This window comes from Leadbetterella byssophila DSM 17132 (genome assembly GCF_000166395.1).
Taxonomy (GTDB): Bacteria; Bacteroidota; Bacteroidia; order Cytophagales; family Spirosomataceae; genus Leadbetterella; species Leadbetterella byssophila.
On sequence record NC_014655.1, the window covers coordinates 1,485,172 to 1,509,178 of the forward strand.

Sequence of the window (24,007 nt, forward strand, 5' to 3'; positions counted from 1 at the left end):
CAAAATTAACGTATTTTTGTCATCAGTACATTAGATAATTTCATGCTCCGAAAAATCTTCCTGAAATACCTCCCGAATCCCTCAAAGGAAAAATTCCTGGTAGGTGTTAGCGGTGGAAAGGATTCCATGGCATTGCTGGATCTCTTTTATTCAGAAGGATTTCAAGTGGAAGTGGCACATGCCAATTTTCAATTAAGGGGCGAAGAAGCTAACCTCGATGAACAACTGGTACACACCTACTGCCGGGTAAAAAACATTCCTTTTCATGTAAAACGCTTTGATACCAAAAAACATGCAAAGGAAAGCAAGACCTCTACACAAATGGCAGCCAGAGAGCTCCGTTACCAATGGTTTTACCAACTCCTTGCTCAGAGAAATCTAACTGCAGTAGCTTTAGCCCACCACAGAAGAGACAATATTGAAACCCTATTCTTGAATATTACCAAAGGTACCGGTCCAAAAGGGCTTCAAGGCATACCTCCTCGAGGTGAAAACATCATTCGCCCCATCCTAGAGGCTACACCGGAGCAAATCCTACAGTATTTGGAAGAAAATAAAATTCCATGGAGAGAAGATCAGTCTAATTCGGAAACCTATTATCAAAGGAATAAAATCCGTCATTTAGTCCTTCCCTTACTAAAAGAAATCAATCCGGGCCTCGAAGACACTTTCCTTCAAAACTTAGAAAGATTTCGTAACCTGAACTTAATTTTTCAGGAAGCGCACAGAGAATTCGAGAGCCAAATACATAACTACACTATCCCTGATTCTTTGATTCAGAGTACAAAAGGGATAGCATTACACTTGGAAGTATACCTCAAACCTTTTGGATTCACGTATTCTGACATCACACAAATGCTGGAAATCTCAGAATCCGGGAAAAAACTAATCAGCAGTACCCATTGGTTGATCAAAAATCAAAAAGGATGGACACTTCTACCTGTTCCGGAAAAAACGGAGATAGATGTAGAAATTCCGGAACCCGGTAATTACCAGGTGGGCGAGTTGAAATTATGCATTCAACAGATTGATAATAAAGACCTAAACTTTAAAGATAAGCATACCGCCTATTTTGATCCGGAACTTATTCATTGGCCCTTACGTATTCGAAATAAAAAGGAAGGAGATAGATTCACCCCCTTTGGAATGAAAGGCAGTAAATTAGTCTCTGATTTCCTCAAAGATGAAAAAATAGCCTGGGAAGAAAGAGTCCGACAGTTAGTACTGGAGGACCAGAAAAAGATACTTTGGGTAGTAGGTCTTAGAACCTCTGACCTCTGCAAAGTAAACCCAAGTCTTACTCATGCTATAGAAATTCGCATAATCAGTGATTGATTTAGCCATATAAACTATTTTTGTATAAAGTATAGACGAATGCTAAAGAATCTAACCATTAAAAACTACGCCTTGATTCAGGAACTAGAGATCCAGCCGGACTCGGGTCTGAATATCATCACAGGTGAAACCGGTGCAGGTAAATCCATTATGCTGGGAGCCTTGGGCCTTTTAATGGGCAATAGAGCTGATGTCAAAGCCCTCTTTAACGAAGAAGAAAAGTGCATAGTTGAAGGTACCTTCGACCTTAGTAAGCACTCTCTTCAAAACTTTTTCGAAGAGAATGATCTAGATTACGAAGATCTCACCCATATCCGTAGAGAAATCTCTCCGAACGGAAAATCCAGAGCATTTGTCAATGATTCACCCGTTACTTTGGATATCCTAAAAGAACTGGGAGAGTTGTTAATGGATATACATTCCCAGCACGATACCCTTTTGCTGGGTAATGCAGGATTCCAACTTAAAACTTTAGACGCCTACGGTCAGCATTTGGAACTTATCCAAAATTATCAAATAGCTTACCAAAAATTCAAAAAAGCGCTTCACCAATACCAAAGCCTAAGTGAAAAGGCAGAGAGTTTAAAGAAGGAGTTCGATTATAATTCTCATCTCCTGGACGAACTCAAAGCCTTACAGCCAGAGAAAATCGAACAATACGAACTGGAATCCGAATTACAGGTACTGGAAAATGCAGAAGAGATCAAGAGAAAACTGGCGGTAGCTTACCAAGCCCTGAATCACTCTGACCTGCCCGCCCTACAGTTGATGAAAGAAGGACAACAAGCCCTTCAGACCATAGCCCATCTATCGCCCAGATACGAAGCACTCAAAGAAAGATGGAACTCCAGCCTTATAGAACTTCTGGATATCAGCCAGGAGTTAGAAATTGAAGAAACGAAGGTAGAGGCAGACCCTACCCGACTGGAAATGGTTCAAGACAGTTTGAACCAACTATACAAATTGCAAAAGAAACACGTAGTTGACTCCACCGAAGCTTTGATTCAGATAAAAGAGGATCTTCAAAAAAAGGTGGATACGGTACTCAATCTCGATGAGGAACTATCAACTCTGAATGCAGAAAAAGAGGAAGCTTTACAAATAGCATCAGAAATAGCCCTACAATTAAGTCAATTGAGACAAAAAGAGGCTTCCCATCTACAAGAAGAGATTAGACAGCTCTTAGGTGATTTAGGTATGCCAAATGGAAACTTTGAAATTCATTTCAGCACCAAAGAACTAGGGCCAGACGGTTTAGATGCAGTACAATTCCGTTTCTCCGCTAACAAAGGATCTATTCCAAAAGCCTTGAAGGAAGTTGCCTCAGGAGGCGAATTTTCAAGAGTGATGTTGGCACTTAAAAGTGTCTTAGCACGAAGAGCTCAGCTTCCTACTATCATCTTTGACGAGATTGACACGGGTATATCCGGAGAAGTGGCTGTAAAAGTAGGTCAACTCCTACAAACCATGTCAAAGGATCTGCAAGTAATAGTCATTACCCATTTACCGCAAATAGCTGGGAAAGGACAGACTCATTTCTTCGTTTATAAAGAAGATAGCGGAGCGAAAACCATTAGTAAGATGAAAAAACTAAGCACAGAAGAAAGAATCAATGAGATTGCTAAGATGATTGGGGGGCAAAATCCTTCGGAAAGTGCAATGAATAGCGCGAAAGAATTGTTACACTTATAAAAAAACACCTAGATATGAAATTTTTAGTATGGGCTTTGTCCGCATTTTTATTCCTCTCTTGTGCAAGCAGTAATTCAGAAACAGAAGAACTTTACAATGCTTTAGTTAAAGGTCATGACGAAGTAATGCCAAAATCTATGGCTATATCTTCCATCAGAGAAAGCATGATGAAGGCGGTGGAGAATGCTCCGGAAGAGAAGAAAAATCAAGCACTAGACATCTCTACACGTTTATTGAAGGCCGAAGATAAGATGAATACCTGGATGGTTGAATTTGGTGACGCAATTAACGGCAAAGAGGAAGATAAACTAGCTTCCTACAAAAAGCTTCACGAAGAAATCACTCAATTAAAAGAAGATACAGAAACTGCCATTGCAGACGCTAAAGCCCTAACTGCTGAGTTCCAATGAAAAAGATTCTGATTGCATTAACCAGTATTTCTATTTGGGCTTGTAGTAGAACAGCAGATGACCTTCCGGTCTTAGGCCCTGAAATAGATGGAGTGGCCCACCAAATACCTGATTTTACCTTTGTCAATCAAGATGGTGATACCTTAACTCAGGAAATTACTAAGGATAAAATCTATGTGGCGGATTTCTTCTTCTCCACTTGTCCAACCATTTGCCCTGTCATGAAGACGCAAATGTTGAGAATTTATGAAAAGTACAAAGACCAGCCTGATTTTTTAATCCTATCTCATTCCATCAATCCCAGATATGATACTCCTGAAGTATTGAAAGAGTATAAAGAGAAACTGGGAATTCATGGTCATCAGTGGCAGTTCCTTACTGGTAACCTGAGCAATGTTTATGAACTAGCACAGAAAAGTTACTTAACCTCTGCATTAGAAGACTCTACTGCCGTAGACGAAGGGGGATTTATTCATAGCGGTGCATTTGTATTAGTAGACAAAGACAGACACATTAGAGCCATATATGATGGAACGAAAGACAAAGAGGTGGATAAACTTATGGCAGATATTGATCTGTTACTTAAGCCTTAGTGCTTGCACATCCAAAGATCAAATCAGGTACGAACAATTTGTGATTACCGGAGGGCAGTTATATCAACAACATTGCGCCAATTGCCACGGTGAATCCGGGCAGGGATTAAGGGAGCTATACCCTGCTTTAACAGAAAGTAAAAAGCTGGAAGATTTGAATTATCTCACCTGCATCATACGGAAGGGAGGGGATAAAATGCCAGCAAACAAGGAGTTATATGACCTGGATATTGCTCAAATCAGCACTTTTTTAAAGTATAGATGGGCAAAGGATAAAACAATCACTGAAACGGAGGATGTTTCAAAGATACAATGCGCTAATTAGAGGTGGTGTCAACTATGGTGCGAATAGAATCTACAACCACCGTACCTCTAGATCTTCTTAAAGTGTATTTGGAAAAATCTTGCTCTGCTTCCATACCGCCTAGAGCAGTAAAATTCTCTCTAGGCGTTTTTATATCCACCTTCTTCTCAGAATAAATTTTCCGGGTAGTTGGATTCCAAAAAAGCTCATCAGTAGCTAGAGATTGATTCTCTTTCGTATTATTTATCAGGACATTTCCACGCATTACATAGAGGTTTTCGCCTTTGATGTATCTTGCTGAATCTCCCCTAAGTCTGGAATACTCCACGCCGTTCTTATCTAGAAATGTGACGTACACCGGTTTGGGATAAACCTCTTCCCCACTGGCGTAGCGAAGCTGTTTCGCTGTACTCATTCTAATCTTGACATACCCAGAGTCACTATGAATAACATTGATATTATCAGCCTCCAAAACCGGACCATTATAGTCCATATTTCCCTTTTGTGCATCCTTCTCTTCCGTACAAGAAAAGGCTATACAAACCAGAAATACCAGCTTTCTCATTGAATTCTAGGTCTATGGAACCAATCTCTCATTAGAGAGAAATTCACCGTCATTTTGATATAATTTTCTTTTACCAGCTCTTTATCTAAAGTACCTCTGGTACCTACAGACAATGCCCAGTCAAAATAAGATCCACCTTTTCCTAATGGCATAGACATACCAAAAGAAAAGCTGTTATCCTTTATATGTATACCGTTAATATAATATGGTGTTTGCAGAGATTTAAAACCTGCTCTATAGAAGACTTGATTAAAATAGGCAGTAGAGTTGACATCCGGAATCCATTCCACGCCAAAGCTCATTTGTTTACTATTTCGTATGTTTGCAGCTGCCCTTGCATCAAATGGCTTTGAAATCCCTTCCCAATCCGTGAATGCATATTCAGCAGCAATTAAAAATTGGTATGTCTTTTCTAAACTTATACCTACACGATAACTGCTGGGCAAAGAAGTGGCAAAATCAGATACGGCCAAAGTATCCGGAGTGGCTAAAGGAGTAATTCCATTACTTGTATTGGCTAAGTTTTGGAAAATATGCAATCTCTCTCCACTCAAATCTGTACCTAGTTGATAGGTACCTCCCACGTTCGCCTTCCATCTTTTACTTAATTTCTGCGCATATGCCAAGCCACCTTTCAAGGCAAAACCTGACATACTGCTTCTACCCGTGAATCTGCTGTAAGTAGCAGAACTGATAAATAAAGATGTAGTGTCTCTAACTATATTACCAAAATAGTATTGACCTTCAACCCCTAGATATAAACCTCTGGCTATTTGCACGGAATTCGTCAATCCAACTTTAGACAAGCCGCCATAATCAGAAAAATGATATGAACTGATCGAAGATGAACCGGTAAAATGTCTTCTCACGACATTTTCATAATCAACAATACTATGAGGTTTAAAAGAAACTCCAATTCCCCAAGCTCTAGTCACAGGGAAAGCCATGGTTAGATTACTCAGGTTCATTCCGAAGTCCTGTCCCAAAAGAGTTCCTTGCTCCTGATTCCTAAAATAACCGTTCCCACCCACACTCAGCGCTACATACTTCATACCGTTCACCACTCTGTCTTTACCCATAAGGGCAGGATTCAAAGTATTGATATAGAATGTATTACCAAATGACACACCTGTTCCTCCCATCATTTCCTGGGCGGCTGTGGTTTCTTCCGTCAGCTCTCCTATGCCTATGGCAGAATAGGGGCTCCGGCCTTGACCCTGAGCAAATGTATAGTGCGAACCAAATAATAAAATGGACAAATAGGCGAGTCTAAGCTTCAGCGACATTGTAAAGTAGTATTCGTATTAAACCTTCCAAAACCAAATTTGGAGCTGCAAAGGTCGGATATTTTATTTGAGTTTCAAAGTAGCGGGCATCACCTCCACACAATAAAACTCTCGGATTATAAGATTCTTGGTAACTTTTTATTACTCCGTTTATCTCCTGGATTATCCCATTCATAACCCCACTCTGTATACAAGTTTCTGTAGAGGTACCCAAAAGATCCGGAATATCCGTTGCATCTACTAACGGAAGTTTGCCTGTAAAAGTATGCAAAGCTTGAAATCGAATACGCCTTCCTGGTGAAATTATTCCCCCCAAGAAATTATTATGCGCATCCACCAGATCATATTTGATCGCTGTACCTATATCAACAATGAGTACATCCTGGTTCGGAAATCTAGCGTTCGCTCCCACAGCGGCGGCCAATCGATCTACACCTAGCGTTCCCGGAGTTCCGTAACAGTTTCCTATTGGAATAGGCGAATGGGCTCTAAAAAAGAAAACTTTCTTGTATTCTGAAAAAAGGTATTGAAGCCTATCCTCTGGTTCTACCACGGAACTTACAATTACACTTTCTTCACCCTTATATTTTTCAATCGCCTCTAAAGAACTTGAGTATCTTTCTACAGACAAAAGATTTGTGTCTTCAAAATGCCCCACTTTAGTGGAAGTGTTTCCAATATCAAAAGCTAAATGATACAATACTTTACCAGAATTTGAAGCAAAAATATGTAAATACCGCTCCGGATTTTCTGAGAGACTAAGTTTTTTCTTCCGATAAAATTCCTAAATTGGGGCAGCAAATCATACGAATTAAACCTGTTAAAATATGTCTAAAGTAAAAGTAGGCGTGGTAGGTACCGGCTTTATCGGACCTGCACACATAGAAGCATTGAGACGACTTCCGAATGTAGAAGTACTGGCACTTTGTGAAGTAACCAAAGAGTTAGCCGAGGCAAAAGCGCAACAATTGGGAATAGAAAGGGCTTGTACATTTGATGAGCTTTTAGCTATGAAAGACATACAGTCCGTGCATATCTGTACGCCTAACTTCCTACATTTCAAACAGGCCAAAGCGGTATTAGAAGCCGGAAAGCATGTAATCTGTGAAAAACCTTTGGCTACGGATGTTAATGAAGCGAAAGAATTAGTTGAACTTGCTGCTCAAAAAGGATTAGTCAATGCCGTCCACTTTAATTTACGCTATTATCCTTTGGTACGCCAAATCAAAACCATGCGTGAGAAAGGTGAGATAGGTGAAATATATAGCATTTTAGGCTCTTACTTACAAGACTGGTTGTTCTACAATACTGATTACAGTTGGCGCTTAGAACCGGACAAATCCGGAGACACCAGAGCCGTAGCTGATATTGGCTCCCACCTAATTGATATGATTGAGTATACCTCAGGACTAAAGATTACAGAAGTCTTCGCAGACTTTAATATCATCCATAAGATCCGCAAAAAGCCTTTGAAACCGGTAGAAACATATTCCGGAAAAATGCTTACGGCAGAAGATTATGCAGATGTAAACATCAATACGGAAGATCATGCTACCATCTTATTGAGATTTGACAATGGAAATAAAGGTTCTGTCACCGTATCTCAAGTTTCTGCAGGTAGAAAGAACCAGTTGAAATTAGAGATCTCAGGATCTAACTGCACCATTGCTTTCAATTCTGAAGCGCCAAATGAGATGTGGATAGGTAGAAGAGACGGAGCTAACCAGCTTCTAATGCGCGATCCTGCATTAGTACACGGAGAGGTTAGACCTCTAATCACGTATCCCGGAGGTCACAACGAAGGTTTCGGAGATACCTCTAAGCAGATGTTCAAAGAAGTTTACGCTGCCATTGAAGGTGGTAAACAACCCGATACTCCCCTATTTCCAACCTTTGCCGACGGATATAGAGAATTGCTTATTGCTGAAAGCATCTTAGAAAGTACTAAAACTGAAAAATGGACTAAAGTATTATGAGCATGAAAACTATTAAAGGGCCAGGTATCTTTTTAGCCCAATTCTTAGGAGACACTCCTCCCTTTAACACCTTAGACAGCATAGCTGACTATATGGCCTCATTAGGCTATAAAGGTTTGCAGATTCCCACGAATGATCCTGCTATCTTTGATGTAAAAAAAGCTGCAGAATCTAAGACGTATGCTGATGAGATCAAGGGCAAATTAAAAGAAAAGGGATTAGAGATCACCGAATTGTCTACACACTTACAAGGACAATTAGTGGCCTCCCACCCTATCTATAACCCTCTATTTGACGCCTTCTCCCCTAAGGAAGTGCATGGAAACGAACCGGCACGTAGAGAGTGGGCCATTGAACAAGTTAAACTAGCGGCTAAAGCATCTAAGAACCTAGGACTAACTTCTCATGTGGGCTTTTCTGGAGCCTTAGCATGGCCTTTCTTATATCCATGGCCTCAGAGACCTGCAGGGCTTATTGACACTGCATTTAAAGAACTAGGAAAACGCTGGAAACCTATATTGGACGTATACGATGAAAACGGCGTAGATTACTGTTTTGAATTACATCCGGGAGAAGATCTTTTTGATGGTACCTCCTTCGAGTTATTCTTAAAACATGTAGATAATCATCCTAGAGCTAATATCAATTACGACCCAAGCCATTTTGTTTTACAAGCCTTGGATTACGTACAGTTCATAGATTTCTACCACGAAAGAATCAAAGCTTTCCACGTGAAAGATGCAGAGTTCAATCCTACGGGCAAACAGGGGGTGTACAGCGGCTTTGCAGGATGGGCAGATAGAGCAGGAAGATTTAGGTCTTTAGGAGATGGACAAGTGGATTTCAGCACCATTTTCTCTAAACTTAGCCAATACGGCTATGACGGATGGGCCGTTCTAGAATGGGAATGCTGTATCAAATCATCTGAACAAGGTGCCAGAGAAGGTGCTCCATTCATCGAAAGCCATATCATTGAAGTGGTGACACGAGCCTTTGATGACTTCGCGGCCACTGGAACAGATGAAAATGTTAACCGACAAGTATTAGGTCTATAAGCTCCGAGAATTCGGAGCTTTTTTAATATGATGTATCTTTCTACCATTCCCCTCCATGTATCTGTGGATGCAAGGGTCGAAAGTAAAAAGATCTCAAAAAGCCATGCGAGCAAAAAGTAAAAAAAGGGGTTCTTCAAAATAGGCCTCTTCCACTTGATCCTCTCTACCAAAAGGATAACAGAAGTAATTATCATAGGCATAAAGACCGTTGCCGGCAAACCCAGATCCGGCTGAATGGCTCTTGCTACACGGAACAGACCCGGATTTAGTATCACAATACTACATCCCACTATAAATGCCACATGCCACCTCAGCCTATGCTTATTCTTCATAGCGATACTGAAGTACACCAAGATGGATACGGCATCAAGCAGGCTTATGAAAGCCCCTACCGCTGCATGCTCCGGATCTTTGGGCCAAACTCTGCGCGCTTCCATCTGAAGTAAAATCAGTATGGTACTGACCAAAAGGATGATTAAACCATAAGTAAACTTTCCTAAGTTAGCATGCCATCTTATTTGCTTGTATCTAATCAGCAAGGGCTGAGTAATGAGAATCAAAAACCACAGAGAAAACGCAGCGAAATGTACATGAATGACTAAAGGAAGAGAAGATTCACCTTGAAGATTTTTAAGATAAGTAAAAGAAAAACCACATAGAGTGATAAGAAACAATAGGCCAAAAAAAACAGACCAAAAAGTATACTTATTCTCCATGTGGTTTGATTACTATATAATACTAAATTACATAATAATCAGGACTTTACCAAATTTTTTAAGCTTTTTCTGAAGCCAGGGCTTTATCCGCCATTTTGCCCACCGTTAAACCTTGTACTAAAATGGAAAATACTACCACAAAATAGGTGATGGCAATCAATAAAGGCCTGTATTCATTATCCTGTGCTGACAGAGCCAATGCTATAGAAACTCCGCCTCTTAAGCCTCCCCAAACCAGGATTTTGATGGTCCCTTTGCTAAACTTCTGCTTAAAACGAATAAATAAAGTAGGCACCCAAATGGACAAGAATCTAGCGAATAGCACTACAATTATGGCTATTAAACCACCTTTCCAATATTCCAGTATATTTGGAATGAGTAATAGTTCGAATCCAATGAACAGGAAAAGTACGGCGTTCATGATCTCATCTATTAATTCCCAAAACTTGTTCAGATAGTCCTTAGTCTCATCAGACATGGCTGTTCTTTTCCCATAATTACCTATGATCAAACCTGCGGTAACCATGGTCAAAGGCCCGGAAATATGCATAGCATGAGCAATCAAATACCCTCCCATCACCACTGATAAAGTGATCAATACCGAAACGATATAATCGTTTACGTTTTTAATAGCGTTTGAAGCCGTAAAACCTAAAATGGTTCCCAGCAAGAAGCCTCCTCCCGCTTCTTTGATCAAAAGCCATGATACATTGCCCAAATTAATATCCGCTGAATGTCCGCTAGTTAACTTAAGAATTACAGCAAAGACCACAACCGCTACACCGTCATTGAAGAGCGATTCCCCAGCCACTTTGGTTTCTAATGATTTCGGCACTTTAGCATTCTTAAGTATACTCAAAACCGCCACGGGGTCTGTAGGTGAGATCAGAGCTCCAAATAGCAAACAATATATGAGTGGTAGCTCCATTCCAATTAGAGGAAGAGCCCAGTATAGTACCATTCCCACTATGAAGGTTGAGATGATCACACTAACGGAAGAAAAAAGCATGACGGGTAGCTTTTGCTCCCTAAGGTCTGCAATATTAATATGTATGGCACCTGCAAAGAGAAGAAAGTTCAGCATGGCTCCCATCAGGACCTCCGTAAAATCCACCCCGATCAACAGTTGTGAAAAGTCCATCAAAAATTCAGGGAAGATCTTACCAAAACTCACCAATAGGATAGAACTGATCATAGCAATGGCCATGATACCTATAGCAGGCGGAAAACGTAAAAATCTAAGGTTTAAATAGGCAAAGAAAGAAGCTAATACTATTAAAATTGAAAACGAATAATATAATTCCATTAAATAGGTGTTTTTACAAAATTATATATTTCCTTTAAAAGCTTCCCTAAAAAATGTGTGAGTTAGCTACTTTTTGTATATTTGAAAAGTATGATAAACACCTAACTCACATGAAAAGATTCTTATACATTTTCTTTCTCATCCTGCCTATTGGATTAATAGCACAAGATCTCCCCACTTTCATTAAGGAGAACTACACGAAGCACATCCACCGCATTCCAATGACGGATGGCACCAAACTATACACACATGTGTATATTCCCAAAGATGCTTCTCCAAATAAGAAATACCCTATGGTAATGATGCGTACTTGCTATAGCATCGCTCCCTATGACGAGACCAGTTTCCCCGCAAGATTGGGTCCTTCAGAAACTATGGTACGTGAAAAATACATTTTCGTACATCAAGATGTAAGAGGGAGATGGATGTCTGAGGGTACTTGGACAAACATGACTCCCAATAACCCGGGAAATGGGAAAAATATCCCACCTGACGAAAGCTCTGACACCTATGACACGGTGGATTGGTTAGTAAAAAACATACCTCATAATAATGGTCGTGTAGGTCAATGGGGTGGTTCTTATCCTGGTTTCTACACTACAGCGGGAACCATAGATGCTCACCCAGCATTAAAAGCTTCCTCTCCTCAAGCGCCTATTGCAGATTTCTTCTTTGACGATTTCCATCATAATGGTGCCTTTACCCAAGCCTATTTGTTCACTTTCCCTGTATTTGGAAAACAGCATAACGGTCCTACTCCTACAGCTTGGTATACAGAACAGAACATTGACAAAAAAACCAGAGACGGCTATCAATTTCATTACGAACTAGGTTCTCTGAAACACGTTGCTGAAAAGTATTATAAAGATAACTTCTACTGGAAAGAGACAGTTGAACACCCTAACTACGATGAGTTCTGGCAGAAGAGAAACATCCTTCCTCATTTGAAGAACATCAAACCGGCTACCATGGTAGTTGGAGGATGGTTTGACGCTGAAGATTTATATGGCCCATTGAATACCTACAAGGCTATCCGGAAACAAAACCCTAACAAAAAGAATAACAGCATTGTTATGGGGCCATTTGATCACGGCGGTTGGGGTAGAGAGAGAGGTCAAACCATGCATACCAGTGTCTATTTCGGAGATAGTATTGCTACTTTCTACCAAAGAAACATTGAGGCTAAATTCTTCCGTCATTACTTAAAGGAAAGCGGAGATGGCAAGACCGGACTGCCAGAAGCTTATATGTTTGATACAGGAGCAAAAAAATGGGGAGAGTTTGACCAATGGCCTCCAAAAGAAGCTACGAAGTTGAAATTCTATCTTTCAGAAGATGGAAAACTTAAGAAAAATGCTCCTTCTAAAGAAGCACATTCCGAGTTCATCTCTGACCCTTTGAAACCAGTACCTTATACAGAAGACATAACTACTACCATGGGTTTTACGGCCAGAAATTATATGTCGGAAGACCAAAGATTTGCTGCTAGAAGACCGGATGTACTGGTATTTGAAACGGATGTTTTAACAGAAGATATCACGCTTGCAGGTGAAATCATCAATAAACTAATGGTTAGCACTTCTCAGTCAGATGCAGACTGGATCGTAAAACTAATTGATGTTTACCCCCCTGATGAGCCGGATCATGCCTATATGCCGCATAAAAACATCACCTTGAGCAACTACCACCAAATGGTGAGAAGTGAGATCATGAGAGGTAGATTCCGCAATAGTTTTGAGAAGCCTGAGCCTTTTGTATCCAACAAAAAAACGGAGGTGAAATTCGCCTTACAAGATGTTTATCATACCTTCAAAAAAGGCCATAAGATCCAAATCCAGGTGCAAAGCACATGGTTCCCTCTGTTTGACAGGAACCCTCAAAAATACGTAGACAATATCTACAAAGCTGAGGATTCAGATTTCGTAAAGGCACTTCATAAAGTGTTTAACGACTCTTACATAGAAGTAGATATCTTGAAATAAACCTAAAGCCGGGGGTAATACCCCGGCCTTATATCATGTTATGGTATATACTTTCCTCTCTATTCCTCCAGATAGGTACTCTGGAAAAATTTGACCCTGAATTAGACGTGGTCATAAGCAGCAAGGATTTACCTGTCATCATTTCTGAAGGTTACAAATGGGCAGAAGGCCCTCTTTGGTATAAAAACTCACTCTTGTTTTCTGACGTACCGAATAATGTGGTTTACCAATGGAAACCTGGACAAGGAACATCTGTATTTCTTCAACCATCAGGATATTCTGGAGAAGGAACTTACGGTAAAGAACCGGGCAGTAATGGACTAATAGCGGGGCTAGATAGCAGCTTGATTCTCTGCCAGCACGGCAACCGACAAGTGGCACGCTATTCCGGGAAGGGCTTTGTAACCTTAGCTTCAATTTTTAATGGAAAAAGGTTCTCCAGCCCAAACGATGCCACCATTGACAAATCCGGCAATGTCTTTTTTACTGATCCTCCTTACGGCTTACCTTCTCAAGACGATAAAGACCCTTTGAAAGAACAGCCCTATAACGGTGTTTATAGGATAGATACTAAGGGTAAAGTACATCTGCTAGTAGATACTCTAACCCGCCCGAATGGGATAGCTTTTTTCCCTGATGGGAAAAAGGTACTCATAGCTAACTCAGACCCCAAAAAGCCTCACTGGTATCAATATGAGGTAAAGAATGGAAGATTCATCAATGGGAGAATCTTTGCCACTCTGTACGGACCTTCTCCCGGATTACCAGACGGGTTAAAAATCAATAAGGAAGGCTATGTATTTGCATCAGGACCAGGAGGTATAAATATATTTAACTCTAAGGGTAAACTCCTAGGTAGACTTAGACTGCCTGAACCTGCATCTAACTGTGCCTTCGATCCCGAAGAAAAAACCCTTTATATCACTAATAATAGTAAAGTACTCAAATGGACCATACGTCACTGAAATTATATAGAACCGAAAGAGGGATAGTTGCCCAAGAAAACCAAACTTATTACCTCCTTGAAGAAACAGATTGGGATAAATTCATCAACGACGATGAACTATATGAAAAGACCAGAAATTCAATAAAAAATGCCCTTCCTATAAATGAAACCGGCCAAATCCTTAGTCCAGTCAGTGCACAAGAACTCTGGGCCTGTGGAGTAACCTATTTGAGAAGCAAACAAGGTAGACAAGAGGAGAGTAAAGACGGAGGAGACATCTATGCTCGCGTTTATGATGCCGAGCGACCAGAAGTTTTCTTCAAAGGGAATACGCATAGAATTTCTGCTCCAGGTAGGCCAGTCCGCATAAGAAAAGATTCCGGTTGGGACGTTCCGGAACCTGAGTTAACCCTTTTAGCAAGCAGTTCTGGAAAGATCATTGGATATACCATTGGAAATGACATGAGTAGCAGGAGTATTGAGGGCGAAAATCCACTTTATCTACCACAGGCAAAAACTTTTGATGGCTGCGCCTCAGTAGGTCCATGCATACTTGTAATGAACCAAGCAATCTCGAGAGATGCTGAAATCCAATTGAGCATATTGAGAGACTCAAAAGAAGTTTTCTTTGGATCCGTCCAATTAAATCAAATGAAGAGAGGATTAGAAGAGCTGGTAGGATATGTATATAAGGAATGTAGCTTCCCTCATGGTGCGTTTATCATGACGGGAACCGGTATAGTTCCCGATCATGATTTTACGCTTAACTCCGGCGACTTAATCCGCATTAGCATTAGCGGAATAGGCACTTTAGAAAATCCGGTAGCCTGATCTTATCTTGCGCCCGGAGGACAATGAGTCTTTAAGAAATTCGTGAATAAGGTAGTTAGATGTCTATCTCTTACTCCGTGATTTCTATTGGGATATGGCATGAATTGGAATTGACGGTTGTGCTTGATCAATTCATTGACTAACATTTCGGCATTTTGGTAATGCACATTATCATCACCCGTTCCATGCACATACAGTAGATTACCTTTCAAGTTCTTTGCATGGGTCAAAGGAGATCCCTCTATAAAGTCTTGCAAGTTCTCTTGTGGTAAACCCATGTATCTTTCTTGGTAAATGTTATCATAGGTCAACTGATTTGCCACAGCTGCACCGGCTATACCCGTTTGATATAGATCAGGATATTTGAATAGAAGATTTAAAGTAGAGGAACCTCCCCCACTCCATCCATGAACTGCTATTCTGCTTGCATCTACAAAAGGATAGGTTTCAATGATCTTCATACAAGCCTCCGCTTGATCTTGAATATTGATAATGCCAATATTGCGGTAAATGGCTTTTCTCCACGCGCGTCCCTTTGGAGCAGGAGTACCTCTATTATCAACAGACATATAGATGTAGCCATCTTCTGCCATATTTCCCTCGTACAATCCGTTTCTTCCTATTCCAAATCGGTCTGTAACCGTCTGCGAAGCAGGTTCACCATACACGTTAAATAGAACCGGATATTTTTTAGAAGGGTCAAAGTTTTTAGGCTTCGCCATCCATCCGTCCATTTCTACTCCACTTTTCGTCACCACCTTAAAGAACTCTACATTAGAGGACTTCTTCTTAGAAGGATCAAATTTTGCCACTATGCTTTCTGCCGGATTGATAGCTTGATGATCAGGCAAGGTAATGGCTTGGTTCATAGGAGCCGTATAGTAATTGGAGAAGCTATGTACAGCATATTTTCCATTCGGAGAGATTTGATAATTATGCGTACCTTCTAGAATGGCTGGTGTAACCCTTTCTGCTTTTTCTCCACCACTTAACTTAGATCTGTATAGATATCTTTGAGTAGCATTATCAGGAGAAGCCAAATAATAGACATATCCAAGCTCCTCATCCACCGCTAATGGAGAGATCACATCAAAATCTCCTACAGTGACTAAGGTTTCTGATTTCCCGTCATTAGAGATCTTATAGATATGATTCCAGCCATCCTTTTCTGTAATCCAAAGGAATTCTTTATTGCCATTTAGCCATCTCCAACCGCCCTGACTTCCGGCCCAACTGGTTCTGACATCAACCCATGCTTCATCTTGCTCTTCGTACAGTAGAGTCACCGCCCCAGTTTTGGCATTCGCGTAGAAGAGCTTGCTATGGTTTTGTTTTCTATTTAACTGTTGTAGAATCAATTGATTCCCACTTGGAGCCCAGTCCATTCTAGGAATGTAGTGCTGACGATTGTCCCCCGGAACCTTCATCCAAACCGTTTTACCGTCTGCAATTCCTACCACACCCACTCTACACGCTGACGGACTTTCACCCACTTTTGGGTATTCCACAGGAATAGTGTAGGAGTAGATAGAATCTGTAGTATTGATCATGTAAAAGTCTCTGATGGTATTCGCATCTATCTCCCAAAAGGCTATAGATTTACTGTCAGGACTCCAACGGAAACCATCTCTACAGTCAAATTCCTCTTCGTATACCCAGTCGAACGTACCGGAAATCAGTTTGCCTTTACCAAAGGTTAGTTGCTTGATCTTTCCAGTAGCCAGATTCTCCGTGTAGAGGTTGTTATTGCTCACATAGGCTACGTTTTTAGCGTCAGGAGACAACTTAGCAAACATAAGTGAGGCACTAGGAAGGCCTTTGCCCACTTGTTTAAGAGCCTTAGTCTTCAAGTCAAGGTGCCAATAGTCTCCTTTGGTTTCATATCTCCAAACTCTTTTGGTATTGGTAAAGATTAAAACGGAGGAGAAATCATCACTAAAAGAAAATCCTTTTACCTCCAAAGGCTTCTCCTGGCCTTTTGGAACTAATAATTCTGCTGGAACTAAAACTTCTTTTTGCTTTGTCTTAAAATCTGTCTTTTGGATTCCGCTTTTATCTACGGTATAATTACCGTTTCCGTCCGGAGTCCAAGAACCTCTCTGTGCCTGGGCAAAGAAAACTCCCAAAAACAAAGAAATACTGAGGAACAGTTTCTTCATAGATGTACTTTTTCTTACCAACTTAACAGTTCTTTCGGGAATGCCCAAAAATCTTAGACTACATGGTCAAAATTGGATGCGAAAAGATCAAGTGAAGTTAAAATTTGAGCAGCTTCTTAGAGAAAAAAGGACACAAAAAAGAGGGGTGTTACCCCTCTCCTTATTTACCCTGAATAGTCTTTATGATCTCATCCCCTACGGCGGTTCGGAGGTTCAGAGTAGATATCTTCACATTGTCTCTAGTGGGGTATACCCTGTTTGATAGGAAAACATACACTAAGTTATACTTTGGATCTACCCAAGTAAACGTTCCGGTAAAACCGGAATGCCCATAACTGGACGGAGATGCCAGTTGAGGACCGTTTGTAATCTTCTTGTCAAAATCTAACTTATCAAATGCTATCCCTCTTCGGTTTCCTTCATCAGGAAACTGATAAGAAGTCACTTCATCTATAACTTCAGGCTTGATGTATTGCTGCCCACCGTAATAACCCTTTTGCAAATACATCTGCATTAACTTCATTAAATCATTTGCATTACCAAAAAGACCGGCATGGCCAGAAATACCGTTTAACATTCCGGCTCCTTCATCGTGAACCCTACCGTGTATCAATGTCTTTCTAAACAATGTATCCTTCTCTGTAGGTGCAATTTGATCTAGGGAGTAGAATCTTCTAGGATTATAGGTCAAACTATAAGCACCTAAACCATGATAGGTTTCTTTCAAGTAATCTTCCCACTTCTTACCGGTTAGTTTCTCCATAAAGATGGGGTAGGTATAATAGTGTAAATCAGAATAAACATACCCTTGATTTACGTTTACCGGTGAACTTTCAATCTGTTTAAAGATATACTCTACCCTATTCTTATTCATAAATAAGGTATCTGCGATTTCTACGCTAAACACTTCTGAGCGGGTATTGGAAAAAATCCCCGGATGCCAGGTGATGGTGGAAGCGTCTAAACATTTCTTCCAGATACCAGGAACTTCTGCTAAGGTCCTTTCATAATTTACAGGATTTGCGGGTTTTCTTCCAAAAAGTTTATCCCAAAATGTCTTTTGTCTCACATCATGAATAAACTCTCCTTCCCATTCCGGATGTAGGCTCAAGGCCTTTTTCAATGTAGCCACAGAATCTACGCAGTTCATCCAGAATGGAATCCATGCTTTCAAACCTGCTCTATGTGTAAGCATGTTTCTAAAGGTCATTGACTCCTTATCTGAACCTTTGAATGGTTCATGATAATTACCAAAAGTTTGGTCTAGATCAAATTTATTCTCGCTCATCAATTGCATTACCGCCAAAGCAGAGGTGCTGATTTTCGTTACACTAGCCAGGTCATATAGATCATTCATTTGAACCAATCCAGGGACTTTTCTCCCTGCTTTAGCTCCTTTAATGACGGATGTTCCGGCTACAGAGTTATCCATCACTTCATTCAAGTTAGCTTGTTGGAACTTCATACCATCCGTACTGATCTGTGGAGCTGCGGCTGCCTGTTCGTAGGTATGGAATCCGTATGGCTTTTCATAGATGACACGTCCATCCTTCGCTATCTGTAATACAGCCCCCGGGTATGCTTTTTCCTTGATGCCTAATTGCATCACGGAATCCACTCTTGCTACTAATACTTTGGAATCAATTCCAACCATTTCAGGCACTCCATAAGCTAAGCGTCCCAACTTTTGTACCCAAATGCCATCTCCATATTTGAAGCTATCATTCACTGTCACCGGCAATCTACCGTTCATTTCTATACCACCGAATACACCCATAGCGGCAGCTTCCTCCATGTACGAAGTAACTTGATTAGCCAATACAATATCTTGATAAGGCAAAGACAACTTATCTAATACATAAGGATTACCCAAAACCACTAACACCGCTCGTGAGGGGATCAATGATAAAGCTTCTAACATATAAGGTTCTAAGCCATAGTTAGCACCCGGTCTATTATTGCTTAAATGCAAGGCCACAATTAGATTACCATCTATCTTGACCGCTTCTTTTAATTCATCTAAAGTAGAAGTTTTATGCACGGACACGGACTTAGTTTGAGTATACTTCGCTGCCATGTTTTGGAAAGATGATACCCCTTCAGCCCCTATGGAAATCACAGCAGTAGGCTTTCTTAAGTCTTTAATAGGTAGATTACTAGCTCTTAAAGCGACTAATGATCTCTCAGCCATCCATCTATTTACCACATCAGATTCTATGGTGTTTAGATCTTCCAATAAACCTTCCATCTTAATAGGTTCGTACCTATCCAATCCTACCCAAGCTTTTGCTTTTAAGATCTTTTTCACTCTTTCGTCTAAGAGCTTCATTGGTATTTTACCGGATATCGCCGCGTTTTTCAAGGCTTCAAAAGCAGTAGGAACATCCATGAAGGTTTCAAGAATATCATTTCCCGCTAAGAAAGCCTCCACCATAGCCTCGCCAGGTTTAAAATTCTTTACGGCACCCTGCATATCCATGGCATCAGTAAAGGTCAAACCTTCGAATCCCAGCTCCTTCCTCAGCAGTTCTGAGACGATCTTGGTAGAGAAGGTGGAAGCTAGTCCTGATTTCGGTTCAAGGGCAGGTATATTCAAATGCGCAGTCATAATACCCGTCAGACCATTCTGAATCAAATATTTGAATGGAAAAAGCTCATTTTCGCTTAAATACTCCTTGCTATGTGAAATTACAGGAAGATCATGGTGTGAATCTACTCCGGTATCTCCATGACCTGGAAAATGCTTGGCAGCTGTCAATAGACGCTGAGACTGCATACCTTTCATATAAGCCAGTGCCTTATTCGCAACGGTCCATTTATCTTCACCGAAGGATCGGAAATTGATTACAGGATTTTTAGGATTATTATTAATATCTACTACGGGCGCATAGTTCACATGGATACCCATACGTTTCGACTGCTTACCCACTTCCACTCCCATTCTGTACATGAGATCATCGCCTCCTTGTATTGCTCCAAGTGCCATTTGATAGGGAAATCTCACGGTACTATCTAGGCGCATAGCCATTCCCCATTCCATATCTACCCCTACTAACATAGGGACTTTGGATAAAGCCTGAAGTTCATTTGTGATGGAAGCCTGAACGGTAGGTTGACCTGCGAAGAAGACAATTCCCCCTAACTTATATTGTTTCACCCACTCTTTAAGAACCTCCGGCTTATAGCCTTGCCCTGAGAAATTTCCTCTTGGCATGAGTATTTGCCCCACCTTATCTTCTAAGGTCAAGGTATTGAAAACGGAATCCACCCAAGCCATATTGGTCTTAGTCAGGAATTCCGGTTTGATTTGAGCCTGTGCATATTGGGCACATGCTAAGGCTAATCCGATTAAAATTTTTCGCATAGTATTCGATGAAAGAACTCAAAATTACGCAAAAAGTCCATACCTCTGGGCATGGACTTTTCAAATATGGTATTCTATTCTATTATTAAGATTTCTTGAAACGTGCAGCTAACCATCGTCCCATTTTCTTCTCCTTTTCCCAAAAGAAAGAAAACTGCCCTAGACAAAATCCATAAGCCAAGAGAAGGACCTGATAGGCAGGAAAAACGAATAAGATGTAAGTAATGGTTTTTATCCAAAGGGAAGTTTGCTCATTAAAACCTAGAATGGAAAACAAGCCTTTCCTCAGAAATACCACTGAAGAGCCTGCCAAAGAAAACACTACCAAAACAGCTATAACATGAAATAAGCTTTCTAATCCCCACTTTTCTTGTAAACGTACTAAAACGCCCGACTTTGCTTGATTCTCCATATTCATTTAATTCTCTGCAAAATTACATTGCTTTTGAGATATGTACATAGTTTATTTGCTTATATTCATTACAAATTACAAGGGCTAACATGAAGGTTACTAGAAAATCCGCGATAAAAACATTAGGATTAATAGGATTTAGTGCAAACGTACTCGGAAATAATAAAGAAGAGTTCTCAGCATTCAGAGAAGAGTTTAAGGTGGCTTGGCGAAGTTCCAGAAAATACACCCTAGAACTTTATAATCAAATGCCGGAAAAACTCATGGATTATAAATATACTCCGGAATCATTTTCATGGAGGACTCAATTTGTGCATTGTATCATTTTCAATGCAGCGCAATTAGCCATGCGCTGTGAAATTCATGACCCTTTTGATGAGCGTACTCTTAAAGCGGGACATTGGAAAAGCAGGAAGAAAAAGCAATTAGAGGCTGATCTCCATGAGTTTTACGATTGGGTAGAAAAAACAGTAGATACTTTACCTGATGAAAAACTGAAGGAGATGACCTCCTTCGGGTCTGAAGACATTCCCGTTTGGAGATTATTTTATGCATTAGAAAATCACATTATACATCACAGAGGCCAGGCGGTTTGTTATCTTAGACTTAATGGGATTACGCCTATCGGCTATGTGGGCTGGTAAAAAATATGCAACCTTCCATAGAACTTTTCGGAATACGAATTGATGAGCCGGTAACCACCGCTACCGACTTACTAGTAGGCATTACCTGCCTTATTTGTGCATTCAAACTAAAAAAACTAGTTCGGACTTTATGGATACATAAAGCCATATTTTGGTATTTCCTACTAATGGGGCTTGCCACCATTATGGGAGGTCTGATGGGGCATGGATTTTTATATGTGTTAGGGTTCTATTGGAAGTTACCCGGATGGTTCCTGAGCATGATTGCTGTAAATCTTTTGGAAAGGGTGATGATACATTTTAGTGCTACAGAGCTTAGTCCAAAAATGCTCCGGTTCTTTTCCATATTTAATCTGGTGGAGCTAGGCTTCTTTATGCTGATGGCTTTTGGAACTCTAAATTTTCTATATGTCCAAATCCATTCCACTTATGGTTTCTTAGTAGTAGTATTTAGTTTTTGTGTATATAACTACCGGAGAGGACATCACCCGGAAATCATGAAAAACATGATGTGGGGGGTCTTTTGGATATTTATATGTGCAGTAGTTTTTGTGGGAAAGTTAAGTATCAGCATCTGGTTCAATCATGCTGATCTAGCACATACGTTTATGTTCATTGGAGCCCTATATTTTTACAAGGGCTCAAAAGGTATATTAAAAAGCCCGGAATAACCGGGCTCTTGAGTTTGGTTATTTACTAGATATTAAAAAAAAAGTGCGTCAGATTTTGATTTGTCGCATTTTTTTGTGAGATTTATATCTAGTTACACGACTAGACATGGGATATCCGACGAAAATTCAATTAATTAAGAGAGCCAAGAGTGAGCAGTGGTACGTAAATTTTCCTGCTGCTGTTGCGCAAGCCATAGAGTTCCAGCAAGGAGAAGTGGTGGAATGGGTGATTGACGATCATCAACGTTTGGTTCTACAGCGTAGTGACGACTCTGTAAAAGAGCTTAAAAAAAAACTCCCAAGGAAGGTCTAATTTGTTCTTTTCGGGAATTATTTGAAAAGTGCTTACCAGCGTTTAATCAACTTAGAACCTTTGAGCGAGCTCGGACTCTTGCTTTAGGTGTTTTATCGTGTGTTGGCCGATGTACTATTACGGGAATGGTAACGGCCAGTGGTGCTCAGTTCTTGGACTGGTCGGCTACCTATCGCCTTTTTAAGGGCAGCCGAATGAATATGAGCAAGATATTTGGCTGTATACGCAAAGAAGTAGTACTTACTAACGGTTGGGAGCATCCTTATATTTATGCTCATATGGACGATACATTACTACGTAAACGAGGAAAGAAAATCTTCGGAACGGGTTGGATGCGTGATCCACTTGGTCCGCCATTTAGCAGTAATTTTGTGTGGGGGCAGCGTTTTATTCAAGTGTCTTTATCGCTACTAGAAAAGGGAGTGTTTGGGCCTTCTCGAGCAATTCCTGTTGACTTTACCCATTGTCCACCAGTAAAAAAGCCTACTAAAGGCGCTGACGAGCAAACCACAGCTACTTTTTTGCAACAACACAAGAAAGAGAAGATGAGTGCAGTAGGTCTGCAGCGTATCCTCTCTCTGAGAGAAGATTTAAATGCGGACGGTTTTTCTAATAAGAAAGTGGTGTTAAGTGTTGATGGTAGTTACACCAACGAAACGGTAATAAAAAAGCTGCCAGCCGGAGTGGAATTAATAGGGAGAATAAGAAAAGATGCAAAGCTATTTTCTCCTGCCGAAGTAAAAATAAATCAAAGGGGAAGAAAACCTTATTTTGGAAGAGAGTTACCTACACCAGAACAAATACGGCAAAGTCCAGAAATACCATACCAAAAGATAGAAGCATGGGCAGCAGGTAAAAAACGAGTCTTTGAGGTGAAAACACTAAAAAATGTTAGGTGGAGGAAATCCGGGGAGCGAAACCTGATGCTAGTCATTATTCGTCCAGTTAGTTACCGACTTACAAAAAGCTCCAAATTACTTTACCGAAACCCTGCCTATCTAATTTCTACCTCCCAGCATATAGATATCCAATTACTTGTACAGGCTTATATTAGAAGGTGGGAAATAGAGGTAGGCTTTCGTGATCAAAAAACATTGATCGGCTGCGGACAGGCACAAGTGCGTGAGAAAACAGCTGTCGAGAAAGTGCCCCAATTTATATCAGCATGTTACGCAATGATCTTACTGGCAGCTCACAAATCAAACGAAAAAAAATCGCAGCAACTTCCAGGAACTAAATGGTACAAAAACGCAAAAAGAAAAAGAATTACCACAGGAGATTTACTCAATCGTGTGAGAATGGAAAACTGGCTTGAAAGTGTACAAATTAATTTAACCGACTTCGCAAAACTCCAACAAAAAATGGCAAAGTTGGGTAAAATCAACAATCCAGCAATCGAAGCTATATTTTACAACAGAAATTAGCCAAAGAGGAGAGCCCGGAATAA

The 24,007-nt window shown here is 40.5% G+C and carries 21 protein-coding genes; 14 read left to right on the forward strand and 7 right to left on the reverse strand.

The window, feature by feature from the left end:
* The first annotated feature begins 42 nt into the window (after window positions 1-42).
* From tilS to LBYS_RS07165, 5 genes are read left to right on the forward strand one after another with little or no spacing between them, the layout of a single operon-like run.
* Window positions 43-1,335 (forward strand): tRNA lysidine(34) synthetase TilS, encoded by a 1,293-nt coding sequence (gene tilS, locus LBYS_RS07145; protein ID WP_013408198.1) that lies wholly within the window; start codon window positions 43-45, stop codon window positions 1,333-1,335.
* Between the two features lie 39 nt (window positions 1,336-1,374).
* Window positions 1,375-3,027, forward strand: coding sequence for a DNA repair protein RecN (gene recN / locus LBYS_RS07150; RefSeq protein WP_013408199.1), 1,653 nt, complete (start codon window positions 1,375-1,377; stop codon window positions 3,025-3,027).
* Window positions 3,028-3,041: 14 nt separating this feature from the next.
* Window positions 3,042-3,437, forward strand: a complete 396-nt coding sequence (locus LBYS_RS07155) for a hypothetical protein (protein WP_013408200.1) — start codon at window positions 3,042-3,044, stop codon at window positions 3,435-3,437.
* The gene (locus LBYS_RS07160; RefSeq protein WP_013408201.1) at window positions 3,434-4,030 is read left to right on the forward strand and encodes an SCO family protein; all 597 of its coding nucleotides are present in this window, start codon (window positions 3,434-3,436) and stop codon (window positions 4,028-4,030) included. Before LBYS_RS07155 ends, LBYS_RS07160 begins: the two co-directional genes overlap by 4 nt.
* A complete protein-coding gene (locus LBYS_RS07165) occupies window positions 4,008-4,355 on the forward strand; it encodes a c-type cytochrome (RefSeq protein ID WP_187287935.1) in 348 nt (115 codons plus the stop codon). The genes LBYS_RS07160 and LBYS_RS07165 overlap by 23 nt, the downstream gene beginning before the upstream one ends.
* Here the strand turns inward: LBYS_RS07165 and lptC are convergent.
* From lptC to LBYS_RS07180, 3 genes are read right to left on the reverse strand one after another with little or no spacing between them, the layout of a single operon-like run.
* Complete coding sequence (gene lptC, locus LBYS_RS07170) at window positions 4,348-4,899, reverse strand: LPS export ABC transporter periplasmic protein LptC (protein ID WP_013408203.1); 552 nt, start codon at window positions 4,897-4,899, stop codon at window positions 4,348-4,350. The two genes, LBYS_RS07165 and lptC, sit on opposite strands and share 8 nt — an antisense overlap.
* Window positions 4,896-6,185 (reverse strand): BamG family beta-barrel-assembly machinery protein, encoded by a 1,290-nt coding sequence (gene bamG / locus LBYS_RS07175; RefSeq protein WP_013408204.1) that lies wholly within the window; start codon window positions 6,183-6,185, stop codon window positions 4,896-4,898. The genes lptC and bamG overlap by 4 nt, the downstream gene beginning before the upstream one ends.
* Window positions 6,169-6,885, reverse strand: coding sequence for a type III pantothenate kinase (locus LBYS_RS07180; RefSeq protein ID WP_013408205.1), 717 nt, complete (start codon window positions 6,883-6,885; stop codon window positions 6,169-6,171). The genes bamG and LBYS_RS07180 overlap by 17 nt, the downstream gene beginning before the upstream one ends.
* Window positions 6,886-7,012: 127 nt before the next feature.
* Between LBYS_RS07180 and LBYS_RS07185 the strand changes: the two genes are divergently transcribed.
* Entirely contained in the window at window positions 7,013-8,161 is a 1,149-nt protein-coding gene (locus tag LBYS_RS07185) for a Gfo/Idh/MocA family protein (protein ID WP_013408206.1), read from the forward strand.
* A gap of 2 nt (window positions 8,162-8,163) precedes the next feature.
* Window positions 8,164-9,216, forward strand: coding sequence for a sugar phosphate isomerase/epimerase family protein (locus tag LBYS_RS07190; protein ID WP_013408207.1), 1,053 nt, complete (start codon window positions 8,164-8,166; stop codon window positions 9,214-9,216).
* Between the two features lie 774 nt (window positions 9,217-9,990).
* Here the strand turns inward: LBYS_RS07190 and LBYS_RS07195 are convergent.
* A complete protein-coding gene (locus tag LBYS_RS07195; protein ID WP_013408209.1) occupies window positions 9,991-11,238 on the reverse strand; it encodes a cation:proton antiporter in 1,248 nt (415 codons plus the stop codon).
* 110 nt (window positions 11,239-11,348) lie between these two features.
* Between LBYS_RS07195 and LBYS_RS07200 the strand changes: the two genes are divergently transcribed.
* The 3 genes from LBYS_RS07200 to LBYS_RS07210 are packed head-to-tail and all read left to right on the forward strand — an operon-like array spanning window position 11,349 to window position 14,997.
* Complete coding sequence (locus LBYS_RS07200; RefSeq protein WP_041823489.1) at window positions 11,349-13,220, forward strand: CocE/NonD family hydrolase; 1,872 nt, start codon at window positions 11,349-11,351, stop codon at window positions 13,218-13,220.
* Window positions 13,221-13,255: 35 nt separating this feature from the next.
* Window positions 13,256-14,185, forward strand: coding sequence for an SMP-30/gluconolactonase/LRE family protein (locus LBYS_RS07205; RefSeq protein WP_013408211.1), 930 nt, complete (start codon window positions 13,256-13,258; stop codon window positions 14,183-14,185).
* A complete protein-coding gene (locus LBYS_RS07210) occupies window positions 14,167-14,997 on the forward strand; it encodes a fumarylacetoacetate hydrolase family protein (RefSeq protein WP_013408212.1) in 831 nt (276 codons plus the stop codon). Before LBYS_RS07205 ends, LBYS_RS07210 begins: the two co-directional genes overlap by 19 nt.
* Window positions 14,998-14,999: 2 nt before the next feature.
* Here the strand turns inward: LBYS_RS07210 and LBYS_RS07215 are convergent, their stop codons facing one another.
* The 3 genes from LBYS_RS07215 to LBYS_RS07225 form a co-directional block, all read right to left on the reverse strand.
* Window positions 15,000-17,156 carry a S9 family peptidase gene (locus LBYS_RS07215; protein WP_013408213.1) on the reverse strand — a complete coding sequence of 719 codons (2,157 nt, stop codon included), beginning with the start codon at window positions 17,154-17,156 and terminating at the stop codon, window positions 15,000-15,002.
* Between the two features lie 160 nt (window positions 17,157-17,316).
* The gene (locus tag LBYS_RS07220) at window positions 17,317-20,520 is read right to left on the reverse strand and encodes a serine hydrolase domain-containing protein (RefSeq protein WP_013408214.1); all 3,204 of its coding nucleotides are present in this window, start codon (window positions 20,518-20,520) and stop codon (window positions 17,317-17,319) included.
* An 85-nt stretch (window positions 20,521-20,605) separates the two neighbouring features.
* Window positions 20,606-20,932 carry a DUF6787 family protein gene (locus tag LBYS_RS07225; RefSeq protein WP_013408215.1) on the reverse strand — a complete coding sequence of 109 codons (327 nt, stop codon included), beginning with the start codon at window positions 20,930-20,932 and terminating at the stop codon, window positions 20,606-20,608.
* 89 nt (window positions 20,933-21,021) lie between these two features.
* Between LBYS_RS07225 and LBYS_RS07230 the strand changes: the two genes are divergently transcribed.
* From LBYS_RS07230 to LBYS_RS07245, 4 genes are all read left to right on the forward strand, one after another.
* Complete coding sequence (locus LBYS_RS07230; RefSeq protein ID WP_013408216.1) at window positions 21,022-21,576, forward strand: DinB family protein; 555 nt, start codon at window positions 21,022-21,024, stop codon at window positions 21,574-21,576.
* 5 nt (window positions 21,577-21,581) lie between these two features.
* A complete protein-coding gene (locus LBYS_RS07235; protein ID WP_013408217.1) occupies window positions 21,582-22,247 on the forward strand; it encodes a DUF6962 family protein in 666 nt (221 codons plus the stop codon).
* Between the two features lie 106 nt (window positions 22,248-22,353).
* Window positions 22,354-22,560, forward strand: coding sequence for a hypothetical protein (locus LBYS_RS07240; RefSeq protein WP_013408218.1), 207 nt, complete (start codon window positions 22,354-22,356; stop codon window positions 22,558-22,560).
* Window positions 22,560-23,984 carry an IS701 family transposase gene (locus tag LBYS_RS07245; RefSeq protein ID WP_083794560.1) on the forward strand — a complete coding sequence of 475 codons (1,425 nt, stop codon included), beginning with the start codon at window positions 22,560-22,562 and terminating at the stop codon, window positions 23,982-23,984. The genes LBYS_RS07240 and LBYS_RS07245 overlap by 1 nt, the downstream gene beginning before the upstream one ends.
* The last annotated feature ends 23 nt before the right edge of the window (window positions 23,985-24,007 follow it).